Origin of the sequence: Kocuria massiliensis, assembly GCF_900169715.1 — a bacterium.
Lineage (GTDB): Bacteria > Actinomycetota > Actinomycetes > Actinomycetales > Micrococcaceae > Rothia > Rothia massiliensis.
Genome location: NZ_LT835160.1, coordinates 138,122 through 161,595, shown reverse-complemented (window position 1 = coordinate 161,595; position 23,474 = coordinate 138,122). Strand labels below are relative to the sequence as shown.

The following is a 23,474-nucleotide window of genomic DNA, read 5'->3' as shown; positions in this document are numbered from 1 at the left end:
CGTCCTTTCGTCGCGAACTGCAGAATGGGTCTCGTCCCCCAAGAGACCCCATTGATCGTCCACAATATAACCCGTTCGGCAGAACAGCGGGGGAGAGCTGACCTAGAATCGTCTGCATGGGAACAATTCTGGTTACTGGGGGAGCCGGGTTTATCGGCTCGAATTTCGTCCATCATCTGGTCGAACATTCGGATCATCGGGTCGTGGTTCTGGACAAGATGACGTACGCAGCGAGCGCCTCGTCGTTGGACGTGTTGCCGGGGGAGCGAGTCGAGCTGGTCCAGGGGGACATCGCGGATGCGAGCTTGGTGGATGATCTTGTGCAGTCCTCCGACGCCGTCGTGCATTTTGCCGCGGAAACTCATAACGACAATTCGTTGGCCGACCCATCGCCGTTTGTGCGAACTAATCTCGTCGGCACCTACACTTTGCTCGAAGCGGTGCGGCGGCATTCGGTCCGGTTTCACCACATCTCGACGGACGAGGTTTTTGGTGACCTCGAGTATGACGACCCCGCGAAATTCACGGAATCCACGCCGTACAACCCTTCGTCACCCTATTCGTCCACGAAGGCCGGATCCGACTTGTTGGTGCGAGCCTGGGTGCGCTCCTTCGGGATCGACGCGACCCTGAGCAACTGCTCCAATAATTATGGTCCGTACCAGCACATCGAAAAGTTCATTCCTCGTCAGATCACCAACGTCCTCACGGGGCGTCGCCCCAAGCTCTACGGAGAGGGACGCAACGTGAGGGATTGGATTCACGTCGCGGACCATTCCGCCGCCGTCGAGCTGATTCTCGATCGTGGGGCGCGCGGGCAAACCTACCTCATTGGCGCGGACGGCGAGCGGGACAACATCACGGTATTGCGAAGCATTCTGCGTTTAATGGGACGGCCGGACGACGAATTCGACCATGTGCGGGACCGGCCCGGACACGACCTGCGATACGCGATCGACTCGAGTCGACTCCGCGAAGAGCTCGGATGGGAACCTCAACATCAGGACTTCGAGTCTGGCCTCACGGCCACCATCGAGTGGTATCAAGAAAACCGGCACTGGTGGGAAGCGCAGAAAGCTGCCGTCGAGACGCGTTACGCGGAGGCCGGCCAATGAGCTCGAAAGAATTGACCATCACGACGACGTCAATTCCCGGCCTCGTGGTGGTGGACCTTCCGGTGCATGGGGACAACCGCGGTTGGTTCAAGGAAAACTGGCAACGCGAGAAGATGCTGGCCGCCGGACTTCCAGATTTTGGGCCGGTCCAGAACAACATTTCGTTCAACGGCCGACGCGGCACAACTCGCGGAATCCACGCCGAACCGTGGGACAAGTTCGTCTCGGTGGCAACCGGATCGATCTTTGGGGCGTGGGTGGACCTGCGCCAAGGAGAAAGTTTCGGCGCCTCGGTGACGATCGAATTATCCCCGTCCCGTGCGGTATTTGTTCCGCGGGGGGTAGGGAACGCTTTCCAAACCCTGGAAGAGAACACCGCCTATACGTACCTGGTCAACGACCATTGGTCACCGGAGGTGCAGTCGGAATATTCTTTCCTCAATCTTGCCGACGAGGCCGTGGACATCAACTGGCCCATCCCCCTGGACGAGTGCGAGCTGTCGGATAAAGACCGCCACCATCCTCGTCTCGCCGACGTCGCTCCGATCGCTCCGGCACCATATTTGGTGGTGGGCTCGGGTGGGCAATTGGGTCGGGCGCTGACTCACCTCTTGAAGGAACGAGGAATTCCTTTCCATGCGCCGGATCGGCGGGAGCTGGATCTCAGCGATCCTGAATCGTGGAAAGAGTCTTACCGGTGGCGGGGGTACCGAGGGATTATCAATGCCTCGGCAATGACGGCCGTGGATGCCGCAGAAACTCCCGACGGGCGCGCCCAAGCATGGAAGGTCAATGCGTCTGGGGTTTCGGCGCTCGCCGACGTCGCCCGCGAGGCTGGGATACCGCTGGTGCATGTCTCTACCGATTACGTCTTTGACGGGCAAAAACCTCAGGATCAGATGTACACGCCCGAGGACTCCGTTGCGCCACTGTCCGTGTACGGCCAGTCCAAGGCCGCCGGCGAAATGGCGGTGCGCGCGATACCGCGGCACTACCTCGTCCGAACCAGCTGGGTGATCGGGGAAGGGAAGAACTTCGTCGGAATCATGCGTCAACTTGCCGAGCGCGGCGTCGCCCCCAAGGTGGTTGCGGATCAACAGGGGCGGCCGACGTTCGCGGCTGAGCTGGCAGAAGGGATCCTTCACCTTCTTGCCAGCGGGGCCGAATATGGCGTCTACCACCTGTCTAACTCGGGTCCCGTGATCACCTGGCACGAGTTAGCCAGGGAGGTTTTTCGGCTGACGGGACATGACCCCGAGTCGGTGTCGCCCACCAGCACGGCGGAATACTTCGCGACGACCTCGGTGTGGGCACCGCGGCCGAGTAACTCCGCGTTAGACCTCACCGCGATCGAGAAGGCGGGATTCACGCCGAAGGATCATCGCGAAGCACTCCGGGAATATCTGGACGGGCTGGAGGTTGTCAGCGGTCCCGTCGATGCCGCATAATGGTGCGGTATGCCAAGGCGAGGGAGGGATTCCCCTCCGTGATCGACGATGGCTGGTCAGCGAGAACACCGCGGGTCTCACCCGTACGGAACCGCGCCAGTTAGCTTTCAACTTGGCGCACAAACAGTTCGTTCCGACAAGAAAGGTGGTTCAGCATGGCTGACCGCACCAAGCTCTCCGCAGAAGAGCGCCACGAATTCGGCAAGGGCGCTGCTCGCCGTATCCGTCGCGACTCCAAGATTCCCGCCGTCATTTACGGCCACGGGGCAGAGCCGATCCACATCGTTCTTCCCGGCCACGAGACCATGCTGGCCGCCCGTAACCCCAACGCCGTTCTGTCCTTGGACATCGACGGCAAGAATCACCTGGCGATGATCAAGGACATCCAGCGTCACGCGATTCGTCCGGAGATTTACCACCTCGACCTTCTGACCGTTCGCCGCGGCGAGCGTGTTGAGGTCGAAATCCCCGTCACCGTCGAGGGTGAGGTTGCCCCCGGTAACCTGTGGACCCAGCCGGAGCAGGTCGTCCTCGTGGACGTCGACGCGCTGGATGTTCCCGAGGAAATCCTGGTGGACATCGAAGGCCGTAACGATGGTGAGCACGTCCTCGCCTCCGACCTTGAGCTGCCCGAGGGCGTCAAGTTGGCATCCGACCCCGAGCTTCTGATCGTGAACGTCTCCGAAGAGGTCGAGCAGGATCTCGGCGACGAGGAAGAGGCCACCGAAGAAGGCGAAGAGGGCGAGGAGTCCTCCGAGGAAAGCAGCGAGGATTCTTCCGAAGAAAAGTCCTCCGACGACGAGTAATTCGTCGACATTTCAGGAAGGCCCGTCGGTTTCGATCGACGGGCCTTTCCCGTGTCTGGGTAGGGGATCCAGCCCGAACACGAGAGAATAAAGAGCCGGCTCAAGGCCGGCGCACCGGATACGAGGAGCATGACCGTGAGCGAAACGTGGCTCGTGATCGGGCTGGGAAATCCCGGCCCGCAGTACGCTGACACCCGACACAACGTCGGGCAGATGGTGGTGGACACGATCGCCCGCAGCATGGGCGCATCCTTCAAACGTCACAAAGCAGGAGCCGTGGTGGTTGAGGGGCGTTTAGGCATCGGTGGTCCGCGGGTGGTTCTCGCGAAATCGACCGGCTACATGAATACCTCCGGCGGCCCGACCTCTGCGCTCGCGCAGTTCTACGGCGTCGACCCCGAGCACGTGATCGCGGTGCATGACGAAATCGATATTCCTTTCGACACCATCAAGCTCAAACGGGGTGGCGGTGAAGGTGGACACAACGGGCTTCGCGACATCTCCAAGGCCTTGTCCACCAAGGATTACGTCCGGGTGCGCGTAGGAGTCGGCCGCCCACCGGGCCGAATGGACACCGCGGATTATGTGCTGAAGGGCTTCTCCAGCGCGGAATCCAAGGAACTGCCGATGTTGCTGGTCGACGCCGCCGACGCCGTCGAGATGGTGATGACGGCGGGGCTCACGGAGACGCAACAGAAATTTCACGCCCGTTAAGCCGTAAGTCCGTGGGGTCGGCTCGCCAGAACGAGGCACTTAGGATGGTGCGTATGAGTGATGCGACCACACCGGGCGTTCCACCGGTACCAGAGCCCCTCGACGACGCCGCCGTCGAACGGATCCGACAGGATTTTCCGATTCTCGACCGCCAGGTCGATGGCCACCGGCTGGTCTACCTCGATACCGGGGCGACCAGCCAGAACCCGGTTCAGGTGCTCGACGCCGAGCGTGCCTACTACGAGCGCAATAATTCTGCCGTCCATCGTGGCGCCCACAGCCTGGCCGTGGAAGCCACGGACGCCTTCGAAGATGCCCGCCAAATCCTGGCGGATTTCGTCGGCGCTCAGACCGATGAGGTGGTGTGGACATCCAATGCCACCGAAGCTCTCAACCTGCTCTCGTACTCGCTCTCGAACGCCTCTGCGGGTCTCGGCGGTGAATCCGCTCGACGCTTTGCGCTGGGTCCCGGCGACGAGATTGTGACCACCGAAATCGAGCATCACGCCAACCTGATTCCGTGGCAGCAGCTCGCGGCCCGAACTGGCGCTACACTCCGGTACATTCCTCTGGGGAGCGACGGTCTCTTAGACTACGACGCCGCCGACACCGTGATTGGTGCGCGTACTCGACTGGTGGCTTTCACCCACGTGTCGAATGTGCTCGGTTCCATCACCGACGTCGCGCGCCTCGTCGGCCTCGCCCGACGGCACGGGGCCCTGACCGTTCTGGACGCTTGCCAGTCCGTCCCGCACCTGCCGGTGAATTTCCACGAGCTCGACGTGGACTTCGCGGCCTTCTCCGGCCACAAGATGCTGGGTCCTACGGGCATCGGTGCCTTATATGGCCGGCGTGAACTCTTGAAGGATCTGCCACCGTTCCTGACCGGTGGTTCCATGATCACCCGAGTGACAATGCACGATGCCGAATTCATGGAACCGCCCATGAAATTTGAGGCCGGAACGCAAAGGGTTTCTCAGGCCGTCGCCTGGGCCGCGGCGGTCAGGTATCTGAACAACGTTGGTATGAACCGCATCGGCCAGTGGGAGGCCACACTCGGTCAGCGGCTCGCCGAAGGCATTACACGCATCGAAGGGGTGCGCCTGCTGGGGCCGGCTGCCGGTACGGAACGGGCTGGCCTGGTCTCTTTCGACGTCGACGGCGTCCACCCTCACGACGTCGGACAGATTCTGGATTCGCGGGGGATTGCGGTTCGAGTCGGCCACCACTGCGCGCAGCCGCTCCACCGGGCCCTGGGGATCACCGCGTCCACCCGAGCCAGCGCATATTTGTACAACACGACCGACGACGTAGACCGTTTCCTTGAAGAACTCGCCGGCGTCCGCGGCTTCTTCGGACTCTAACGGCGACAGACAGAATTCGTCCCATGAGCGATCTTGGACAGCTGTATCAGCAAATCATCCTGGACCATTCCCGCAAGCGTTCCGGGGAAGGGCTCACGAGTAAGCCAGCGCAGCACGTCGCAGAGAACCACCAATACAACCCCACGTGCGGCGACGACATCATCGTGCGTGTGCATCTCGATGACGGCGGCGAGCGCATCGACTCCCTGACGTGGGAAGGCGACGGGTGCTCCATTTCGATGGCAGCCGCTTCGGTTCTCGCAGAGATGTCGCCCGGCATGACCCTCGAAGAATTTCACGCCATGGTCGATCATTTCCGACAGATGCTGCGCTCACGGGGTACGGAAGAGCCCGACGAGGAGGTTCTCGGCGATGCCGCGGCCTTTGCGGGGGTCTCCAAATACGTTGCTCGCGTCAAATGTGCCATGCTCGCGTGGGTCGCGGCGGAGGAAGCTTCCCGAGAGGCCACAACGGCCATTCGTTAGCGCCCGGTTCGCTCTGACGTGGGCTACTTCGTGGATTTTCGCTCTCGCCACGCGTGCACGAGCGGACGCAACCGCTTCTTGACGGCACCGATCGAACGGATTTTGGTGTCGCGGATTGAATATTGGGTCGGCCCCAGGGGGTCGCGCACGGCCACGGAATATTTGTCCAAGAGATGCTTGGGCACGAGTTCTTGGCCGATCTGATCCGGAAATCGACGCGCAAATCGGGCCGCGCCCCAGGCCTTGTCGGGGTAGCCACAAAAATGCATCACAAATGCGTCGTCCAGCGAATTCTCGTAATAATGGCCCCGGGAATTGAGACGTCGGTGACCGACGATTTTTGTCCGCTCCAGGAGACCCGTGGTGCACAAATACCACCACATTTGGTCTTGGTCGCCGTTGGTGAAAAGCCCGTATGCTTCGTCATCCCACCAGTCTCGGATGGTTTCGAGGGGTTCGCCCGACATGCTTTCGAGCATCGTGACGCTCTCCGGGCAGTTCTTGATCAAGAAGACACCGGTATTAATTTTCGACCAAAACCCATTGGGTTCTAGGGGGCCCTCCGCGATCACGAGAAACTGGTCATCGCGTTCTGCCTCTTCCACCAGCTCATGAAGGGTGTCGGACTCGAAATCGGTGAAGTACGCGTCGTCGTCAATCCACACCAGCCAGTCGTACTGATGGATCAGGCGGCGGACGATGGACATCTTGTAGTCGTACTTGGTAACGATCTGCGGATCAATGCCGCATTCCAAGCGGTAATCCAGGCCGTGTTCGCGCGCGTAGATCGCGTGATTGATATACGAGCGTTGCCGGATTTCGTCGCCGCCGCTGACGAGGCAGATGCGTGTCATGGTGATCTCCTGACGGTTAGACGGACAGGTCAACCCTCATCGACCAACCCCCGGGACACCTGGCTCTCGGGGGTTCTGCGGAAGACCGTGTAACGAACCAGGCCGTCCAGGAGACCGAGAGCAGTACTCGCCCTAGAAGCCACGGATGCGAGGTCTTTCTGCTTTTTTCCGAGGAGCATTTTACCGAATGAACCAGCGCACCGAGCGAGTGTCACGAGCGGATGGCGCTCGTACGGGCGCGCCGATGACCACGCATCGTGACGCGCGCAGACCAACGCCAGCGACCGGGCGTGCTGAAAACTCTTGAGAAGCCTGGACGAAAGGTTTGCAGGGTCTCGATAGAGAATTCCCATGCCTTCGGTCTCGCGTAATTTCAGGCCGGTTGCCGCAATGCGATAGGACAAATCATTGTCTTCGCCGCCGCGCCACATGCTGGCGTCAAACCCTCCGAGATCGACGAGATACGTCCTCTGAGCGGCAAAGTTGCCTCCCATCAGCGCGGGGGCAACATCTCCCATTCCTGCCAACGGAAGGTGCCCGGGGACGTCGTGCCTCAACCGTGCCTCACGGACCTCGGCGAGTCTATTCGTGCTCCTGAAGACGTCCGCCGGAACGGAGAGAGCAGAACCGTTAACGACCGGTTCGGCGTCCAGCGCGTCGATCGCTGAGCGCATCCAGACCGGGCCCACGGCGTCGTCTGCGTCGCAAAAAGCTAGCTTGTCCGCTCGGGCCTCCGAGATCCCTCGGTTTCGAGCAAAGGCCGCTCCTCGGTGCGCGCTCGCCTCCACGTACCTCAGGTCGAAAACAGAACTAGACCAGCGCCGGACGAAGCCCCGAAGGTCGTCGGTGGAGCCGTTGTCGCACAGGAGAACTTCGGCGTTCACCGAAAGGTGTTGATCTTCGAGGGACTCTAGGAGCATGGGCAAGGTTGAAACGCCGTTATGACACGGAACGATGACGGAAAGCTGCGGGTGGTTCTGCATGGGTTCCCCAGGGTCTACTGGTCGGTGGTTTCAAAATGCAGGAAACGTGTGTCGGCGTCAGCCGTGGGGGCGATCCCAAGCACGTGGCTCGGTATCGGCCGCTTCCGCCTCGTGGGCCTCGGAGGCGTCCGGCGGGGCGCCGTCGTAGGTATCGACAGGGTGGCCGGCGGCTCGTAGGCGTTTGTAATGCGCATTGCGGAAGCTCAGCAGAATGCCGCCGAGGACCGCCGCGAGCAAGGACCCGCTGAGCACCCCGACCTTGGCGTGGTCGTCATGGATGGTTCCCAGACCAAAGCTCAATTCGGCGACCAATAGCGCTACCGTGAACCCGATGCCGCCCATCATGGCCAGCCCGAACACGTCCGTCCAGGTCATGTCCTCATCGATTTCTGCGGAGCTGACGTGTGTCAAGACCCAGGTCGACCCGAAGATGCCGATCGTCTTCCCTACAACCAGCCCCACGACGACGCCGATCGCGACCGGGTCCGTGAACGCGTCAATGACTCCGCTCCATCCGCCAACGGCCACGCCCGAGGCAAAGAAAGCGAAGACGGGAATTGCGATGCCGTTCGACAACGGTGAAAAACGGTGAGACAGGCGAGGCGCCAGTCCGATGGGAGCCTCTCCGGCGCGGGGCTTAGAACGATGCAAAACAGGAACCATGAAGCCCAAGAGCACACCGGCGATGGTCGCATGGATCCCCGCCGAGTAGATCAAGACCCAGGTCACGATGCCGATCGGCAACAAGATGACCCATGCGGCCCACCGGCTATACGCGAAGAAGCGCGGCCATCGGTGAGTCAAGACCCAAAACGCGGCGGCCGGGAGAATCGCCAGCGCCAGGTAAAGAACGTTGAAACCTTCGGAATACACCACCGCGATGATGACGATGGCGATGAGATCGTCCACCACGGCCAAGGTCAGCAGGAAGGTTCGCATGGCGGTCGGCAACGCGGAGCCGACAACGGCGAGCACCGAGACGGCAAACGCGATGTCGGTGGCCGTGGGGGTCGCCCAGCCCTTGAGGGTTGCGGCGTCACCGGACATCAGGTTGATAACGGTGTAAAGGACAGCCGGCACCGCAACGCCGCCGAATGCGGCCGCAACGGGCACGATGGCCTTGCGGATCCGTCGAAGCTCGCCATCGACGAACTCGGATTTCAGCTCCAAGCCCGTCATGAAGAAAAACACCGCAAGCAGGCCTTCGGAGGCCCACTCGCCAACGGTATGGAATGCGCTGTCCACACCGGGGATACCGAGATGAGCGTCCCGCACCTCGAAATAGCCGTCGGCCAGGGGAGTGTTGGCGAAAAGAAGCCCCAAAACCATGGCGGCGATCATCAACAGACCGCCGGTATTGCCTTCGCGGAGCTTCATCCCAAAACGGCCCTGATGGTACCCCTCGTCCTGCAGCGTCGTCGTCATAAGTCCTCTAGGTCGGGTGCGCGGGCTACGGTGCGGTCACAAGCCGCCTCCCCACCCGAAACCCTCGTGGGGACAGGCGGGGAGGGAATCAACCCTTCAACGGGTGATCGGCCTGATTAGTTGTGGTCCTTGATCCACGCTTCGGCCGTGGTGGACTGAAGCGACAGGGCCTTGCCGATGTAAGGCTCCGCGGCGGCCGAAATCTTCTTACCCACCAACGGAATGTTGGCCTTGACCTCGCCCTTGACGTCCACGACGGTCGTTTCGCCCTTCGAGGTGAGGTTCTGGTGAGCGGTTGCGGAAACCGGCATTCCGGACACATCGATGGAGGTTTCGACGGTGCGCGAGCCATCGCCCTGCGGTGCGCTGAATTCGTCGACCTGGGTCAGCTTGACGCCGTTGCCCACGAACTTCTGGGCGATGCTGGGAACCTTATCGGCTCCGACGGACCGAACGGTTGTAACGGTGAACGCCGACGAACGGTCGCCGTCCACGGAGAGGCTCTCGAAACCAACGCCGGCCTTCTGCGCCACGTGGCGGGCGAAGTCCTCCGAGCTGAAGGCCTCCAAAACCTGGTCGATCGGCGCGTTGATGGTGTGGGATTCCTGCATTGCCATGAGTGCCCTCATTTCTTGGTGGTCAACAGAGTTGTCCCTAGTTTAGCGATGCTTCGCCAACGAACGGGAGAGAGGCGCTCGGGAACAGTTAAGCCGGAAGCTTGGTGGCGTGGAAGCCTGCCGGGGGCTGGGCGTAGGGTAGGGTGCGTGCGGACCACGTCCGCCGTCACCCCACGTTGGCCACCCGGCCGCGCAAAATGTGGGGTGCCTCTTCGTGCGCCCAAAAGTGGCCTCACCCCACCACCCAAGGAATGTTCTGCCATGAGCCTCATCGGGTTGCGTCAAGCCCTCGCCAAAGAACCCACCTTTGCCAACGTGCTCGCCCAGGCCTCCCGACCGGCCGCGGAACGGTCGGCAGAGACCCTCATCGGCGCCGCCGAGGGGCTGCGCGCACCATTGGTCGCCCAAATCTCCGACGGTCTGGCCGCAGCGGAAAGCGCTCGCGATCACGCTTCGGGCCACGCACCCGTGGTCCTCGCCGTCACCGCCACGGACCGGGAAGCGGAAGACCTCGAAGGCATTCTGGGCTCCTATCTGGACCCGCGCACCGTGACTCGATTCCCCGCGTGGGAGACCCTGCCGCACGAACGCTTGTCCCCACGGTCGGACACGGTCGGTCAGCGTTTGGCCGTGTTGCGGCGCCTTTCGGAGGCCGACGACGCAGTGCGCGTGGTGATTGCACCGATTCGTTCGGTGCTGCAACCCATTTCCGCGAGCCTCGACTCGATGAAGCCCGTGAGCCTGGCCGTGGGAGAGGAACACGACTTCGAAGCGACGATCGAGGCACTGTCCAAGGCGGCCTATTCACGAGTCGATTTGGTGACCAAACGCGGTGAATTCGCGGTCCGCGGCGGAATCTTGGATGTCTTTTCTCCGGTCGAGGATCACCCGGTACGCATCGAATTCTTCGGTGATGACATCGACCAAATGAAGTGGTTCGCCGTCGCGGATCAACGGACTTTCACTCCCCAAGACGGCGGAGACCCGACCTCTCTCGTGGCGCCTCCTTGCCGAGAAATTTTGATTACACCGCAGGTCATGTCGCGGGCCGCCCAGTTGAAGAATTCGCTCCCCGGAGCCGAATCCATGTTGGAGCGCATCGCGGGCGGTATTTACGTTGAAGGCATGGAATCCTTGGCGCCGTTGCTGGTGGATGCCATGACCACCCTCGTCGCCTCTCTGCCGCAGGACTCGTTGACGGTGCTCCTGGAGCCGGAGAAGGTTCGTGCCCGAGCGGCCGATCTCGTCGCGACCAACGAAGAATTCCTCGTGGCCGCCTGGGAACAAGCCTCCGACGGCCAACAGGCCCCCATCGACCTGAACGAGACGGGACTTGCGCAGGCCAGCTTCATGTCCGTGGCCGATGCGCGGAACGAAGCGTTGGATGCCGGACTGGGTTGGTGGTCGATCACCTCGCTGGGAGTCGACGACGCGATCGACGACGACGTCGACACGCTCACGATCGCCGTCAGGGCGCCGCTGACCTTTGCGGGCAACGTCGAGGCCATGCTGGAGGTCGTGGGCGATCATGTGCGCGAAGGCTGGCAGGTTGTGGCGGTCACCGATGGACCGGGACCGCTGAATCGTTTGGCCGAGCTGTTCCAAGGGGCCGACCTTCCGGCCTCCCGGAGCGAGGACCTGATAGCCGAACCGCAGCCCGGTCTCATCGAGCTGACCACGGCTCCGCATGGAACGGGATTCGTGCTCGAAGACGCGAAAATTGCGTTGCTGACCGAGGCGGATGTGCTGGGCAAGGCTAGCCCCTACACCACCCGAGACATGCGGAAACTTCCTGCGCGGCGTCGTCGCAATGCGGTGGACCCGCTCGCTCTGAAGCCCGGCGACTACGTGGTGCATGAACAACACGGCATCGGCCAATTCGTCGAGTTGATCCAACGACCGATTGCGGGCGCCATGGTTAAGCCCGGTCAGCCGAAACCCATGAAGGAATACCTCGTCCTGGAATATGCTTCCTCGAAGCGTGGCGCGCCCCGGGACAGGCTCTTTGTGCCGACCGATCAGCTCGATCAAGTGACCAATTACGTGGGTGGAGATGCTCCAACCCTCTCCAAGATGGGTGGCTCTGACTGGGCGAAGACTAAATCTCGGGCGCGCAAGGCGGTCAAGGAAATTGCGGCCGACCTCATTCGACTCTATTCGGCGCGCATGGCCTCACGGGGACACGCCTTTGGCACAGATACGCCGTGGCAGCGAGAACTCGAGGAGGCTTTCCCCTACGTCGAGACTCCTGACCAGCTGACGACCATCAACGAGGTCAAATCGGACATGGAGAAGGAGATCCCGATGGACCGGTTGATCTCCGGCGACGTGGGGTACGGGAAGACGGAGATCGCCGTCCGAGCGGCCTTTAAGGCGGTTCAGGACGGAAAGCAAGTCGCGATCCTCGTGCCAACGACGCTGCTCGCTCAACAGCACTCCGAAACTTTCACCGAGCGTTTTAGCGGGTTCCCGGTGCGGGTAGCCACCCTTTCTCGGTTCCAAACCGCCAAGGAATCCAAGGCCGTCGAGTCGGGGATCGCGGATGGCACGATCGACGTCGTCATCGGTACCCACCGCCTGCTGTCCCAAGCCGTGAACTTCAAGGATTTGGGACTGGTCATCATTGACGAGGAACAGCGGTTTGGCGTGGAGCACAAGGAAAAGCTCAAGACGTTACGCACCAATGTGGACGTTCTGGCGATGTCGGCGACGCCGATTCCCCGCACGCTGGAGATGTCGCTGACCGGCATTCGGGAAACGTCGACCTTGGCGACGCCGCCCGAGGAGCGGCATCCTGTGCTGACCTTTGTGGGGCCGCACACCGAGAAGCAGGTGGCCGCGGCCGTGCGGCGTGAGCTCATGCGCGAAGGCCAGGTGTTCTACGTGCACAATCGGGTGTCGTCGATCGACCGGGTGGCCTCCGACCTGCAGAAATTGGTCCCCGAGGCGCGCATTGCGGTGGCACACGGCCAGATGAGCGAAGCACGGCTCGAACAGATCATTGTTGACTTTTGGGAGAAACGATTCGACGTGCTGGTCTGCACGACGATCGTCGAGACCGGGCTGGACATCTCCAACGCCAATACCCTCATCGTCGACCGCGCGAATAACTATGGTTTGTCGCAGCTTCACCAGCTTCGCGGACGAGTCGGGCGCGGACGTGAGCGTGCCTATGCCTATTTCCTGTACCCGCTCGAGAAGCCGCTGGGCGAGGTGGCATTGGAACGACTCAAAGCCGTGGCGGCCCACAACGAGCTGGGGGCGGGTATGCAACTCGCGATGAAGGACCTCGAAATCCGAGGCGCCGGCAACTTGCTGGGTGGAGAGCAGTCCGGACATATTGCGGGTGTCGGCTTCGACCTGTATTTGCGTTTGGTCGGGGAGGCTGTGGCCGACTACCGGGGTGACGAACCAGAGGAAGCGCCCGCGGAAATGAAGATTGAGCTCCCCGTGGATGCTCACCTTCCGCACGACTACGTGCCGGGGGAGCGGCTTCGTCTGGAGGCCTACCGCAACCTCGCCGCGGCATCCAGCGAACAGTCCGTGGAAGGCGTCGCGGCCGAACTACGAGATCGGTACGGGGACCTTCCGGAACCGGCGAATAATCTGCTGAAGATTGCTCGCTTGAGGATCAGAGCCCGTGCGGCCGGGCTCACCGAAATCATGGTCATGGGCCCGAAGATCCGCTTCTATCCGGTGGATCTACCCGAGTCCAAGGCAATGCGGCTTCAACGGATGTACCCGGGAGCCCTCGTCAAGACCGTTCCCGGGACGGAACAGCAACAGATCTTGGTGCCCAAACCCAAATCCGCGCCTGTGGGCGGCAAAGACCTCGTGGATGACGCGATCCTCGAGTGGGTCGGCACCTTCATCGAGGCGATTCTGGAGTAAACACGCCAGGCCGCTCCCTCCGAGCGGCCGAATCCACGAATTCCCGTCCCTAACGACAATGGCCGGCTCTCCGAAGGGAGGGCCGGCCATTGTCATGAGCACGATGCCTCGTGCGCTGGCATGCTTTAGAGCTGCGTGATGTCCTTACCGGACGTCGAATGCTTGGCGGTCTTGCTGCTGAGCAACTGGAACGGGACCAAGAAGGTCAAACCGTACAGGACGATCGCGATGGCAAAGGGAAGCCAAGCCTTCGAATCGGAGATCCACAGGCCAAAGCAGTAGAACGAGGCGACGAGCAGGATCATGCAGAAGATGAACATCACCAGGTTCGACGCGAGGTGGCCTTCACCGGAGTGATTGCGCACCTTGGGGTGGCTGGCCTCGCTGTTCGCAGGCTTCTGGTCCTCCCTACGGAAGGCCGATTCGGTGGCGTGGGTCATGTAATCCTCAATCCTGACGGTGTGTATGTCCTCGAGTGATCGCGTCTCTGCTCGGTCGCGCGAGGACTATTGACGAGCTACTTCCAGTATAGGAGCAAGTCAGACGTTTAGCTTGCCCGAATGATCTCGATGCCTTGTGACGCGCCGATGCGGCTGGCACCTGCCTCGATCATGGCGAGGGCGTCTTCTCGGGTGCGGATGCCGCCGGAGGCCTTCACACCGATGTCGGGGCCGACGGTCAGACGCATTAACTTGACGTCCTCGACCGTCGCCCCGCCGGTCGAGAACCCGGTGGAGGTTTTGACGAAATCCGCGCCAGCAGCCACGGAAGCCTGACAAGCGAGGACCTTCTGATCGTCGTCGAGCAGACATGCCTCGATGATGACTTTCAGGAGGCCGCCCTGAGCATGAACCGCTTCCGCCACTGCACGGATGTCCTTGGTCAGGGCCTCGCGGTCCCCTTCGAGGGCGTCAGCGATATTGATAACCATGTCGATCTCGCGAGCACCGGCGTTGAGAGCGGATGTGGCTTCGTGGACCTTTTGATCGGTCGTCGTCGCGCCCAAAGGAAACCCCACGACGGCGCAAGCCACGGCGTCGCTACCGGCGAGCCGATCCGCCACGAGGCTGGCCCATACGGGGTTGACGCATACCGACGCGAAGCCGAATTCTCGGGCCTCGTTGCACAAGCGCTCGACGTCGGTTGCTCGGGCATTCGCTGCCAGGATTGTGTGGTCGATCATGCCAGCAAGGCGTTCTGCAGTGTAGGTCTCGGTCATGGAGCTCTCCAGTATTCGGTGGGTCCGCTGGGGAAGCGGAACGGGGTGTAGATCAGGATTCGGTGTCGACGCCGAGTGCGCGAGTGACGTCGAGGCGGAGATCCGCCAAACGTGCGGAAGCCGTCGCGCGGGAGTTCTCGAGTTCGCCGGGCTCGGCGACAGGAACGATGGCCTCCAAGTAGCACTTGAGCTTTGGCTCGGTTCCGGATGGACGGACGATCACGCGGCTGTCGTCTTCGGTCAGCAACAGAATACCGTCGGTCGGCGGAAGGTCTTTGGAACCTTCGGACAGGTCGCGGTACTCGACCACGGGCGAACCGGCGAGCCGTTCGGGGGCCTTGCTCCTCAGCCGTTGCATCATGGCGTCGATTCGGGCGAGATCGTCGACGCGAACCGAGAGCTGATCGGTCGCGTAGACGCCGTGTTGAAGCGCGATGTCATCCAAGACGTCCAGGAGCGATTTACCGGCGTCTTTCAGTTTCGCGGCGTGATCGGCCAACACCAGGGCCGCGGAGATGCCGTCCTTGTCTTTGACGAGGTCCGGAGCCACGCAATAGCCCAGCGCCTCTTCGTATCCGTAGACCAGGCCCTGAACGCGCGCGATCCACTTGAAACCGGTGAGGGTCTGCTGGTGTCCGACGCCGTGCGCCGTCGCCATCGCTCCCAAGAGTCGGGAGGAAACGATCGAATTTGCGAAGAAGGGGCGGGCCCCTCCCGTCGAGGGGATGCGTTCCAACATGACGCGACCGAGGATCGCTCCGACTTCATCGCCCCGCAGGATGCGCCAGCCGCCCTCGCGACGTGCGTCTGGAATGGCGAAGGCTGCGCGGTCGGCGTCCGGATCGTTGGCGATCACGAGGTCGGCGTCGCGGTCCCGGGCCAATTCGAGGGCCAAGTCCATGGCACCTGGTTCCTCGGGATTCGGAAAGGCCACCGTGGGGAATTTGGGGTTCGGCAACGCTTGTTCCGGTACCACGTGCAATTTGTCGAACCCGGCCCGCGCGAGGACGAAGGACATGACTTCGCCGCCCACTCCGTGCATCGGTGTCAGCACCACACGAAGCGAACGTTGATCGGGAGCGATTCCGGGGATCAGCGACGTGACCTCGTGCTCGTAGTCCCGGGCGATGCGTTCGGGAAGCATGGTCCAACCGGATGCGGAGCGTTCGATCTGGTCCGCCGGGGGAGCAGCCGCGATCTTGCCGGCGATGTCGGCATCGGTGGGCGGCACGATCTGGGCTCCCCGGGCGTCCTCGCCGACGGCGCGACCGCCCAGGTACACCTTGTAGCCGTTGTCCGCGGGCGGGTTATGAGAAGCCGTGACCATCACGCCGACGTCGGCCTTCAGTAAGCGTGTGGCCCAGGCCAGGACGGGCGTGGGCAGGGCCAGCGGCATCAAGAAGGCGTCCATGCCGGCAGCGGTGAACACCGCGGCGGTGTCACGGGCGAAGGCATCGGATTTGGTGCGGGCGTCGTAGCCGATGACGGCGCGAACCTTGGTGCCCCAGTTTTCCTTGGTCGCACGTTCGGTGAGGTATTCGGCGACGCCGTAGGCCGCGCGAATCACGACGGCGCGATTCATCCGCATGGGTCCCGCACCCAAGGCGGCGCGGAGGCCGGCCGTACCGAATTGCAGATGTCCCGAGAATCGGTCCCGCAATTGCGCGGCAGCGGCTTCATCGCCTTCGGCGCGGCTGGTCAGATCCAAGAGCTCACGCTGGGTCTCGGGGTCAGGATCGGCCTGAACCCACTGCATGGCGTGATCGATAATGTCGCTGATCGGTGTCATGGGATAAACCTCGTTGTTTTCCTGCTGGCGGTGCGCTCAGCTGTCCAATCGGTGGATGATGTCCGCGAGCAACCGAGAGATGCGGGGACCGGCATTGCGGCCTTCCTCGAGTACCTCGTGGTGGTTCAAAGGGGTTTCGGAAATGCCCGCGGCCAGGTTGGTGACTAACGAGATCCCGAAGACTTCGAGCCCCGCGGCCCGAGCGGCGATGGCTTCGAGCGCCGTGGACATGCCCACGAGATCGGCTCCCAAGGTGCGGGCCATCCGAATCTCCGCCGGGGTCTCGTAGTGAGGACCGGGAAGCTGCATGTACACCCCTTCCTCCAACTCGGGGTCCACCGAGTGAGCGATCTCGCGAATGCGAGGAGAGTACAGGTCGGTGAGATCCACGAAGTGCGCGCCCACCAGGGGTGATGCTCCCGTGAGGTTGATGTGATCGCTGATCAATACGGGAACGCCCGGTGCGTAGGTCGGCTGCAACCCGCCGCAGCCATTCGTCAGAATCATGGTCGAGCATCCGGCAGCGGCGGCGGTGCGCACCCCGTGGACCACGGCGTCGACGCCACGACCCTCGTAGTAATGGGTGCGCGCTCCTATCACGAGGGCGTGTTTGCCCGTTTCGGTGGTGATGGAGGTGATGGTGCCGGCATGGCCCGCAACGCTCGAAGCGTGGAAGCCCGGGATGTCCGAGGCCTGAAGGACGGCGTCGGTGGTTCCGATCAGTTCCGCGGCGCCACCCCAGCCAGATCCCAGGGTGAGTGCGTAGTCGTAGCGGTCCACGCCGGTGCGCTCGGTGATGTAGGCGGCCGCCTCGTCGGCGAGGCGGTTGGGCTCAAACGCCATGTCCGAGGAGTTGCCGGGAAGACGTACGGGAAGGGTATTTTTACTGGTGCTCACCCGTCCAAACTAGCAGGATGTCGGGGGATCGGTAGAGGCTAGATGGCTTGTGTATGAGCCGATCTTGGGCGGTTCGCGCGAATTTCACCTCGAGAGTTCCCCGTTGACTTGGACGGACTTGCCCGGCTGGGGAAGAATGGCCATCGTGAGCGAAGCTACTGCATTTACACCCCAGAAGATCATCATCATCGGCGGCGGACCCGGCGGCTACGAGTCGGCACTGGTCGCGGCCAATCTTGGCGCGGACGTCACGATCATCGAAGAGAAGGGGATGGGCGGTTCGGCCGTCCTGACCGACGTCGTCCCCTCGAAGACCCTGATCGCCTCGGCAGACACCATGAATCGCTTCAGCGAGGCCCCCGCGCTGGGGATTCGCACTCGGGCCGGAGACGAGCTGGTCGAGCTCGAGGTCCACATCGACAAGGTTAACCGTCGCCTCTTGAACCTCGCCCATGAGCAGTCCAAGGACATTCGCCGCAGCCTGGAAAAGGCCGGGGTCAAGGTCATCGAGGGGAAAGGCCGTTTGATTGACGACCGAACCGTAGAGGTCTCGGATAGCCAGAACCTGACCTATCGCCTGTCCACGCACGCCGTCCTACTGAGCGTTGGCGCTCACCCCCGCGAGCTCGCGGATGCCAAGCCAGACGGCGATCGGATCTTCAATTGGACTCAGCTGTACCAGCTTCAAACGGTGCCGGAGCACCTCATCGTGGTCGGATCGGGTGTGACCGGTGCGGAATTCGCCTCGGCATACCGTGGGCTAGGGGCCGAGGTCACGCTCATCTCCTCGCGTGATCAGGTGCTTCCCGGTGAGGACGCCGACGCCGCCAAGGTGCTCGAGGACGTCTTTGATCGCCGAGGCATGAACGTTATGCCTCGATCCCGTGCCGCGGCGGCCGAGAACACTGGCGACGGCGTCATCGTGACCCTCTCCGACGGACGCAAGGTCGCCGGTTCTCACTGCCTCATGGCGGTCGGCTCTATTCCCAATACCGCAGACCTGGGCCTCGAAAACGCCGGCGTGGCGGTGACCGAATCAGGGCACATCGCGGTGGACGGCGTCTCTCGAACCACGGCGTCGAATATCTACGCCGCCGGTGACTGCACCGGCGTGCTTCCGCTGGCCTCGGTCGCGGCGATGCAGGGACGTATTGCCATGGCCCATTTGCTGGGTGACTCGGTCGGTCCGCTCAAGAAGCATCGTGTTGCCTCGAACATCTTCACCTCCCCGGAGATTGCAACCGTGGGAGTCACCGAGGCCGATATCGAGAGCGGCCGGTACCAAGCCGATGCCGTGATGCTCTCGCTCTCGACCAATCCGCGAGCCAAGATGATGGCCGTCGAGGACGGATTCGTGAAGATCTTTGCCCGCAAGGGGTCGGGAACCATCATTGGCGGCGTCGTCGTCGGCCCCCGCGCCTCCGAGCTGATTTTCTCGCTCTCGCTAGCGGTCAATAACAAGATGTCGGTGGAGGAATTCGCCGACTCGTTCTCGGTGTATCCCTCGCTCACGGGATCGATGTCCGAAGCGGCGCGCCGATTGCACCGCATGCCGACCTAATCGCACGGACTGCCGTTACTACGACGCCGCCGCCCTCCGGAATGGAGGGCGGCGGCGTTTTTGGTGATCCGGGCCGGCTACTTCCGCTCCTGGCCCACCTTGGTGAGGTCAATATCGCGCGTCTCATGCGAAATGAACAGAGCGACGAGCGTGAGGACCGCGGCACCCGCCAGGTACCACCCCACGGCGCTGACGCCGCCGTGGGAATTGAGCCACACGGCCACGTACGGCGTGATGGCCGCACCCAAGATCGAGGAGACGTTGTACGAGATCCCCGAACCGGTGTACCGGACGTTGGTGGGGAACAGCTCTGGCAGGTAGGCGGACATCGAGCCGAAGGAAAGCCCCATGATCGCCATGCCGATGGAAATGAAGAGGATGAGGCCTGGGATATTCACCTGAGCCCCCGTGCCCATCGTGGACGGCGCCATGAAGATGCCGAAACTCAAGCCAAAGGCGATGAGCAGGATATTCGTGGCAATCTGCTGGCGGCGGCGGCCGATTTTATCCGCGAGCCATCCGGACACCGGGACGAAGGCGGCGAAGAACAGGACGGCGACCAGCTGCACCTTGAGGAACGTGTGGTACGGAATGCCGAGACCGGCACCCTTGGCCGGATTGCCGATGCCGTAGGACAGGATCCACGCGGTCAGCAGGTAGAACAACACGTAGCACGACAGCATGACGAAAGTTCCCAAGATCATGGGCTTCCAGGCGGTCCGGAAAGCGTCGACGACGGGTGCCTTGGCTTTCTCGCCCTGCTGGACGGACTGGCGGAAGACGGGAGTTTCTTCGAGCTTGAGGCGGACGTAGAGGCCCAGCAGGATCATGACGATTGAGAACAGGAAGGGGATGCGCCAGCCCCACACGAGGAACGGCGAGTCGGTGGCTGCGGCGTCGGTGGTGGAATCGAAGCTCATCCACGTGGTCAGCAAGAGGACGAACCCGTTGGCCAGGATGAATCCGAGGGGTGCGCCGAGCTGGGGCCACATAGCGGCCTGGGCTCGTTGTCCAGGCTTGGCATATTCACTAGCCAGCAGGGCAGCGCCCGACCATTCTCCGCCGAGCCCCATGCCCTGGGCGAAGCGCAAAATGGTCAGGATCGCGGGGGCCCAGAAGGAAATCTGGTGATATGTGGGGAGCAATCCGATGAGGAAGGTGGCCAGACCCATGGTGAGCAATGCGCCCACGAGGGTTGCCTTTCGACCGATGCGGTCACCAAAATGCCCAAACACCACGGAGCCCAGGGGGCGGCCCAAGAACGCGGCGGCGAAGGTGGCCATGGAAGCGAGGAGCTTGGTGGTGTCATCTTGTCCCGTGAAGAACAGGGCAGGGAACACCGCGACAGCGGCCGTCGCGTACACGTAAAAGTCGTAGAACTCGATGGTGGTACCGACCAGAGATGCGGTAATGATGCGGTGTCTCGGAACTCGTTCGACCGCGGCCTGCAGGTTCTCTGGGGATGCGGCCGGTTCGGTCGCGGTGGAGGTTTCGGAAGTCGTCAACGAGGCTCCTTACGAGTTGGGCGGGGCCGTCCCTGGCTCAAGAAACGGCGCGAGTGATGCCTTTTACCCTAAGAGTCCTGTTTAGATGCTGGACAATCATTCCAAATATTGGACACTTCGTGACCGGCTTCGGATACGACGACGGCGCGGCCCCGGAGGAGCCGCGCCGTCGTGGTGTGGGTTTTACTTGATGGTTGCGATGACCGAACCGGCGGTCACGGTGTCGCCGGGCTTGGCCTTAAGGCCGGTCACCTTGCCCGACTTGTGGGCCGTGAGCGGCTGCTCCATCTTCATGGCCTCGAGGACCACGATCAGATCACCCTCGGAGACCTTCGCGCCGTCCTTCACCGCCGTCTTGACGATGGTTCCCTGCATTGGTGACGTGAGGTCGTCACCGCTGGTCGGGGCCGCCGTGCCGCCGGAGCGGTTCTTGCGCTGGCGTGACTTCGCGGGCTTGCTGGAGCTTGTGGGCGCGTCGCCGAGAGAAGGCATCAGCACCTCCAAGCGCTTACCGTTCACCTCGACGACGACCTTCTGACGGTCGTCCTCTTCGGCGTCAACCGAACCGGGCTGACCCGCGTAAGGCTGGATCGTGTTGTTGAATTCGGTTTCGATCCACCGCGTGTGCACCGTGAAGGGCGCATCGTCTTCAGGGGCGAATGCGGGGTCGGAAACCACGACCCGGTGGAAAGTCGTCGCCGTCGGCATGCCGGTGATGCTCAATTCGGCCAAGGCACGGCGCGACCGTTCGAGGGCCTGCTGGCGGGAGTCTCCCGTGACGATCAGTTTGGCGAGCATCGAGTCGAAGTTGCCGCCGATGACGTCACCCGCGACCACACCGGAGTCCCAACGGATGCCGGGGCCCGACGGGACGTTGAGTGTTTCGACGTTGCCGGGGGAGGGCATGAAGTTACGACCCGGGTCTTCGCCGTTGATGCGGAACTCGAAGGAGTGACCGCGGAGGGCCGGATCGGAGTATCCGAGCTCTTCGCCGCGTGCCACGCGGAACTGCTCGCGGACCAGGTCGATCCCCGAGACCTCTTCCGAGACGGGGTGCTCGACCTGAAGGCGCGTGTTGACCTCAAGGAAGCTGATGACGCCGTCTTGACCGACCAGGAACTCGCAGGTTCCCGCGCCCTGGTACTCGGCGGCGCGGAGGATGTCCTTGGAGGACTCATAGAGTCGCTCCAACTGCTCATCGCTGAGGAACGGGGCGGGAGCTTCCTCCACGAGCTTTTGGTTGCGGCGCTGGAGGGAGCAGTCGCGGGTCGAGATGACGACGACGTTTCCGTGTGCGTCGGCGAGGCACTGGGTCTCGACGTGACGCGGTGCGTCCAAGAATCGCTCAATGAAGCATTCGCCGCGACCGAAGGCCGCTGTGGCCTCACGGACGGCCGATTCGAAGAGCTCGGGAATTTCTTCCTTGCTCCGGGCGACCTTGATGCCACGGCCACCGCCGCCGAAGGCCGCCTTGATGGCGATCGGCAGGCCGTGCTGGTCGGCGAAGTCGAGGATTTCCTGGGCGTCGGCCACGGGGTCTTTGGTGCCGGGCACGAGCGGGGCACCGACCTTTTCGGCCAGGTGGCGCGCGGCCACCTTGTCGCCCAGCTCCGTGATCGCGTCGGGGGACGGGCCGATCCAGGTGAGCCCGGCGTCCATGACGGCGCGAGCAAATTGGGCGTTTTCGGACAAGAATCCATAACCCGGGTGGATCGAGTCGGCACCCGAACGCACGGCGACGTCGATGATTTTGTCCATGACGAGGTACGAGTCAGAAGCCGTGGAGCCGCCCAGCGAGTACGCCTCATCGGCGAGTTTGACGTGGAGAGCTTCACGGTCAGGTTCTGCATAAACTGCCACGGTCTTCAGGCCCTCGTCCGCGGCGGCGCGCATCACGCGAACGGCGATTTCGCCGCGGTTGGCGATCAAGACCTTGGTGACCGGCCCGCTGGTGTAGCGGGAGCCCGGGTTCGGGGTGTGCTCTGACTCAGTGTTCGTCACTCATGTACTCCTTATAATCCTCACGCGAGCTTAGTAGTAAATACCGCAAATCACTAAGTGTTCCGCGTCCACAATTGCGTGATATTCATTCCTCGCTTGGCCAAGAGCTCGCGCAGGGCATGGACGCTCAAGCCCAGGACGGTGTGCGACTCGCCGCTGATGCTGGCGATGAACGCGGCGCCGAACCCTTCGATCGTGAAGGAACCAGCCACATTGAGGGGTTCTTCAGTCGCCACATATTCGCGAATTTCCGCGTCGCTCATGGTGGCGAAGGTGACGTCGGCCGAACGAACGACGCCGTGGCTTTCGTTGGATTCCTGGTTCGTATTGCGGCAATCCACGAGCCAGTGGCCGGTGTGAAGCGTTCCTGTGCGGCCACTCATCTGACGAATGCGGGATATCGCGACCTCGGGTTCATACGGCTTGCCGTAACTCACGCCGTCGAGTTCGAAGACCGAATCGCAACCCAAGATCAGGTGACCGGCGGCTTCGGGGAGCTCGGCCACGGCCTCGGCCTTGGCTCGCGCCAGTACACCGGCGGTCTCTGCGGGACCCAGCGACGAGCCACGTTCCCTTTCGGCACGGTCGAGGGCGGCGTCTTCGTCGACGCCTGAGACGATCGTGGAAAAGGCGATACCGGAAGCGTTCAGGATCGACGCGCGGGAAGGTGACTGGGAAGCCAAGACCAAGAGAGGTTCGCGGGCCGAAGGGGAGGACTTAAGGTCCTCTAGGGAGTTATTGGGCGAAGGCATCGGGGTGCGCACACTGACCAGTCTAGGCCAGCACAGCGCACCCCGACG

Annotated in this window: 19 protein-coding genes; 8 read left to right on the top strand and 11 right to left on the bottom strand. The window is 62.4% G+C overall.

The window, feature by feature from the left end:
- The first annotated feature begins 116 nt into the window (after window positions 1-116).
- The 6 genes from rfbB to sufU all read left to right on the top strand — a co-directional run bounded on the left by rfbB (window position 117) and on the right by sufU (window position 5,932).
- Complete coding sequence (gene rfbB / locus B9Y51_RS02245) at window positions 117-1,115, top strand: dTDP-glucose 4,6-dehydratase (protein ID WP_085528642.1); 999 nt, start codon at window positions 117-119, stop codon at window positions 1,113-1,115.
- Window positions 1,112-2,563, top strand: coding sequence for a dTDP-4-dehydrorhamnose reductase (gene rfbD, locus B9Y51_RS02240; RefSeq protein ID WP_085528641.1), 1,452 nt, complete (start codon window positions 1,112-1,114; stop codon window positions 2,561-2,563). Before rfbB ends, rfbD begins: the two co-directional genes overlap by 4 nt.
- A gap of 155 nt (window positions 2,564-2,718) precedes the next feature.
- Complete coding sequence (locus tag B9Y51_RS02235; protein ID WP_048679473.1) at window positions 2,719-3,369, top strand: 50S ribosomal protein L25/general stress protein Ctc; 651 nt, start codon at window positions 2,719-2,721, stop codon at window positions 3,367-3,369.
- 135 nt (window positions 3,370-3,504) lie between these two features.
- Window positions 3,505-4,083 (top strand): aminoacyl-tRNA hydrolase, encoded by a 579-nt coding sequence (gene pth / locus B9Y51_RS02230; RefSeq protein ID WP_048680015.1) that lies wholly within the window; start codon window positions 3,505-3,507, stop codon window positions 4,081-4,083.
- A 53-nt stretch (window positions 4,084-4,136) separates the two neighbouring features.
- A complete protein-coding gene (locus B9Y51_RS02225; protein ID WP_085528899.1) occupies window positions 4,137-5,447 on the top strand; it encodes a cysteine desulfurase in 1,311 nt (436 codons plus the stop codon).
- Between the two features lie 23 nt (window positions 5,448-5,470).
- Window positions 5,471-5,932: a Fe-S cluster assembly sulfur transfer protein SufU gene (gene sufU / locus B9Y51_RS02220; RefSeq protein ID WP_085528640.1), complete on the top strand. Its 462-nt coding sequence runs from the start codon at window positions 5,471-5,473 to the stop codon at window positions 5,930-5,932.
- A gap of 23 nt (window positions 5,933-5,955) precedes the next feature.
- Here the strand turns inward: sufU and B9Y51_RS02215 are convergent, their stop codons facing one another.
- The 4 genes from B9Y51_RS02215 to B9Y51_RS02200 form a co-directional block, all read right to left on the bottom strand.
- Window positions 5,956-6,786: a glycosyltransferase family protein gene (locus B9Y51_RS02215; protein ID WP_085528639.1), complete on the bottom strand. Its 831-nt coding sequence runs from the start codon at window positions 6,784-6,786 to the stop codon at window positions 5,956-5,958.
- 29 nt (window positions 6,787-6,815) lie between these two features.
- A complete protein-coding gene (locus B9Y51_RS02210) occupies window positions 6,816-7,769 on the bottom strand; it encodes a glycosyltransferase family 2 protein (protein ID WP_085528638.1) in 954 nt (317 codons plus the stop codon).
- 57 nt (window positions 7,770-7,826) lie between these two features.
- Window positions 7,827-9,194 (bottom strand): Na+/H+ antiporter NhaA, encoded by a 1,368-nt coding sequence (gene nhaA / locus B9Y51_RS02205; protein ID WP_065424225.1) that lies wholly within the window; start codon window positions 9,192-9,194, stop codon window positions 7,827-7,829.
- Window positions 9,195-9,310: 116 nt separating this feature from the next.
- On the bottom strand, window positions 9,311-9,811 hold the full coding sequence (locus B9Y51_RS02200) for a DUF2505 domain-containing protein (RefSeq protein ID WP_085528637.1): 501 nt from the start codon (window positions 9,809-9,811) through the stop codon (window positions 9,311-9,313).
- Window positions 9,812-10,072: 261 nt separating this feature from the next.
- On the opposite strand from B9Y51_RS02200, the gene mfd reads away from it, so the two are divergent.
- A complete protein-coding gene (gene mfd / locus B9Y51_RS02195) occupies window positions 10,073-13,702 on the top strand; it encodes a transcription-repair coupling factor (protein ID WP_085528636.1) in 3,630 nt (1,209 codons plus the stop codon).
- A gap of 125 nt (window positions 13,703-13,827) precedes the next feature.
- On the opposite strand, the gene B9Y51_RS02190 is transcribed toward mfd, so the two are convergent.
- The 4 genes from B9Y51_RS02190 to B9Y51_RS02175 form a co-directional block, all read right to left on the bottom strand.
- A complete protein-coding gene (locus B9Y51_RS02190; RefSeq protein ID WP_048679456.1) occupies window positions 13,828-14,142 on the bottom strand; it encodes a hypothetical protein in 315 nt (104 codons plus the stop codon).
- A gap of 107 nt (window positions 14,143-14,249) precedes the next feature.
- Complete coding sequence (gene deoC, locus B9Y51_RS02185) at window positions 14,250-14,921, bottom strand: deoxyribose-phosphate aldolase (protein WP_048679454.1); 672 nt, start codon at window positions 14,919-14,921, stop codon at window positions 14,250-14,252.
- A 52-nt stretch (window positions 14,922-14,973) separates the two neighbouring features.
- The gene (locus tag B9Y51_RS02180; RefSeq protein WP_048679452.1) at window positions 14,974-16,710 is read right to left on the bottom strand and encodes a phospho-sugar mutase; all 1,737 of its coding nucleotides are present in this window, start codon (window positions 16,708-16,710) and stop codon (window positions 14,974-14,976) included.
- 36 nt (window positions 16,711-16,746) lie between these two features.
- On the bottom strand, window positions 16,747-17,553 hold the full coding sequence (locus B9Y51_RS02175) for a purine-nucleoside phosphorylase (RefSeq protein ID WP_048680009.1): 807 nt from the start codon (window positions 17,551-17,553) through the stop codon (window positions 16,747-16,749).
- A gap of 190 nt (window positions 17,554-17,743) precedes the next feature.
- On the opposite strand from B9Y51_RS02175, the gene B9Y51_RS02170 reads away from it, so the two are divergent.
- Complete coding sequence (locus tag B9Y51_RS02170; RefSeq protein ID WP_085528898.1) at window positions 17,744-19,168, top strand: NAD(P)H-quinone dehydrogenase; 1,425 nt, start codon at window positions 17,744-17,746, stop codon at window positions 19,166-19,168.
- Between the two features lie 77 nt (window positions 19,169-19,245).
- On the opposite strand, the gene B9Y51_RS02165 is transcribed toward B9Y51_RS02170, so the two are convergent.
- From B9Y51_RS02165 to B9Y51_RS02155, 3 genes are all read right to left on the bottom strand, one after another.
- A complete protein-coding gene (locus B9Y51_RS02165; RefSeq protein WP_085528635.1) occupies window positions 19,246-20,673 on the bottom strand; it encodes an MFS transporter in 1,428 nt (475 codons plus the stop codon).
- A gap of 183 nt (window positions 20,674-20,856) precedes the next feature.
- Window positions 20,857-22,566 (bottom strand): acetyl/propionyl/methylcrotonyl-CoA carboxylase subunit alpha, encoded by a 1,710-nt coding sequence (locus B9Y51_RS02160; protein WP_238651168.1) that lies wholly within the window; start codon window positions 22,564-22,566, stop codon window positions 20,857-20,859.
- Between the two features lie 161 nt (window positions 22,567-22,727).
- Window positions 22,728-23,438 (bottom strand): Maf family protein, encoded by a 711-nt coding sequence (locus tag B9Y51_RS02155; RefSeq protein ID WP_245826027.1) that lies wholly within the window; start codon window positions 23,436-23,438, stop codon window positions 22,728-22,730.
- Window positions 23,439-23,474 lie beyond the last annotated feature (36 nt).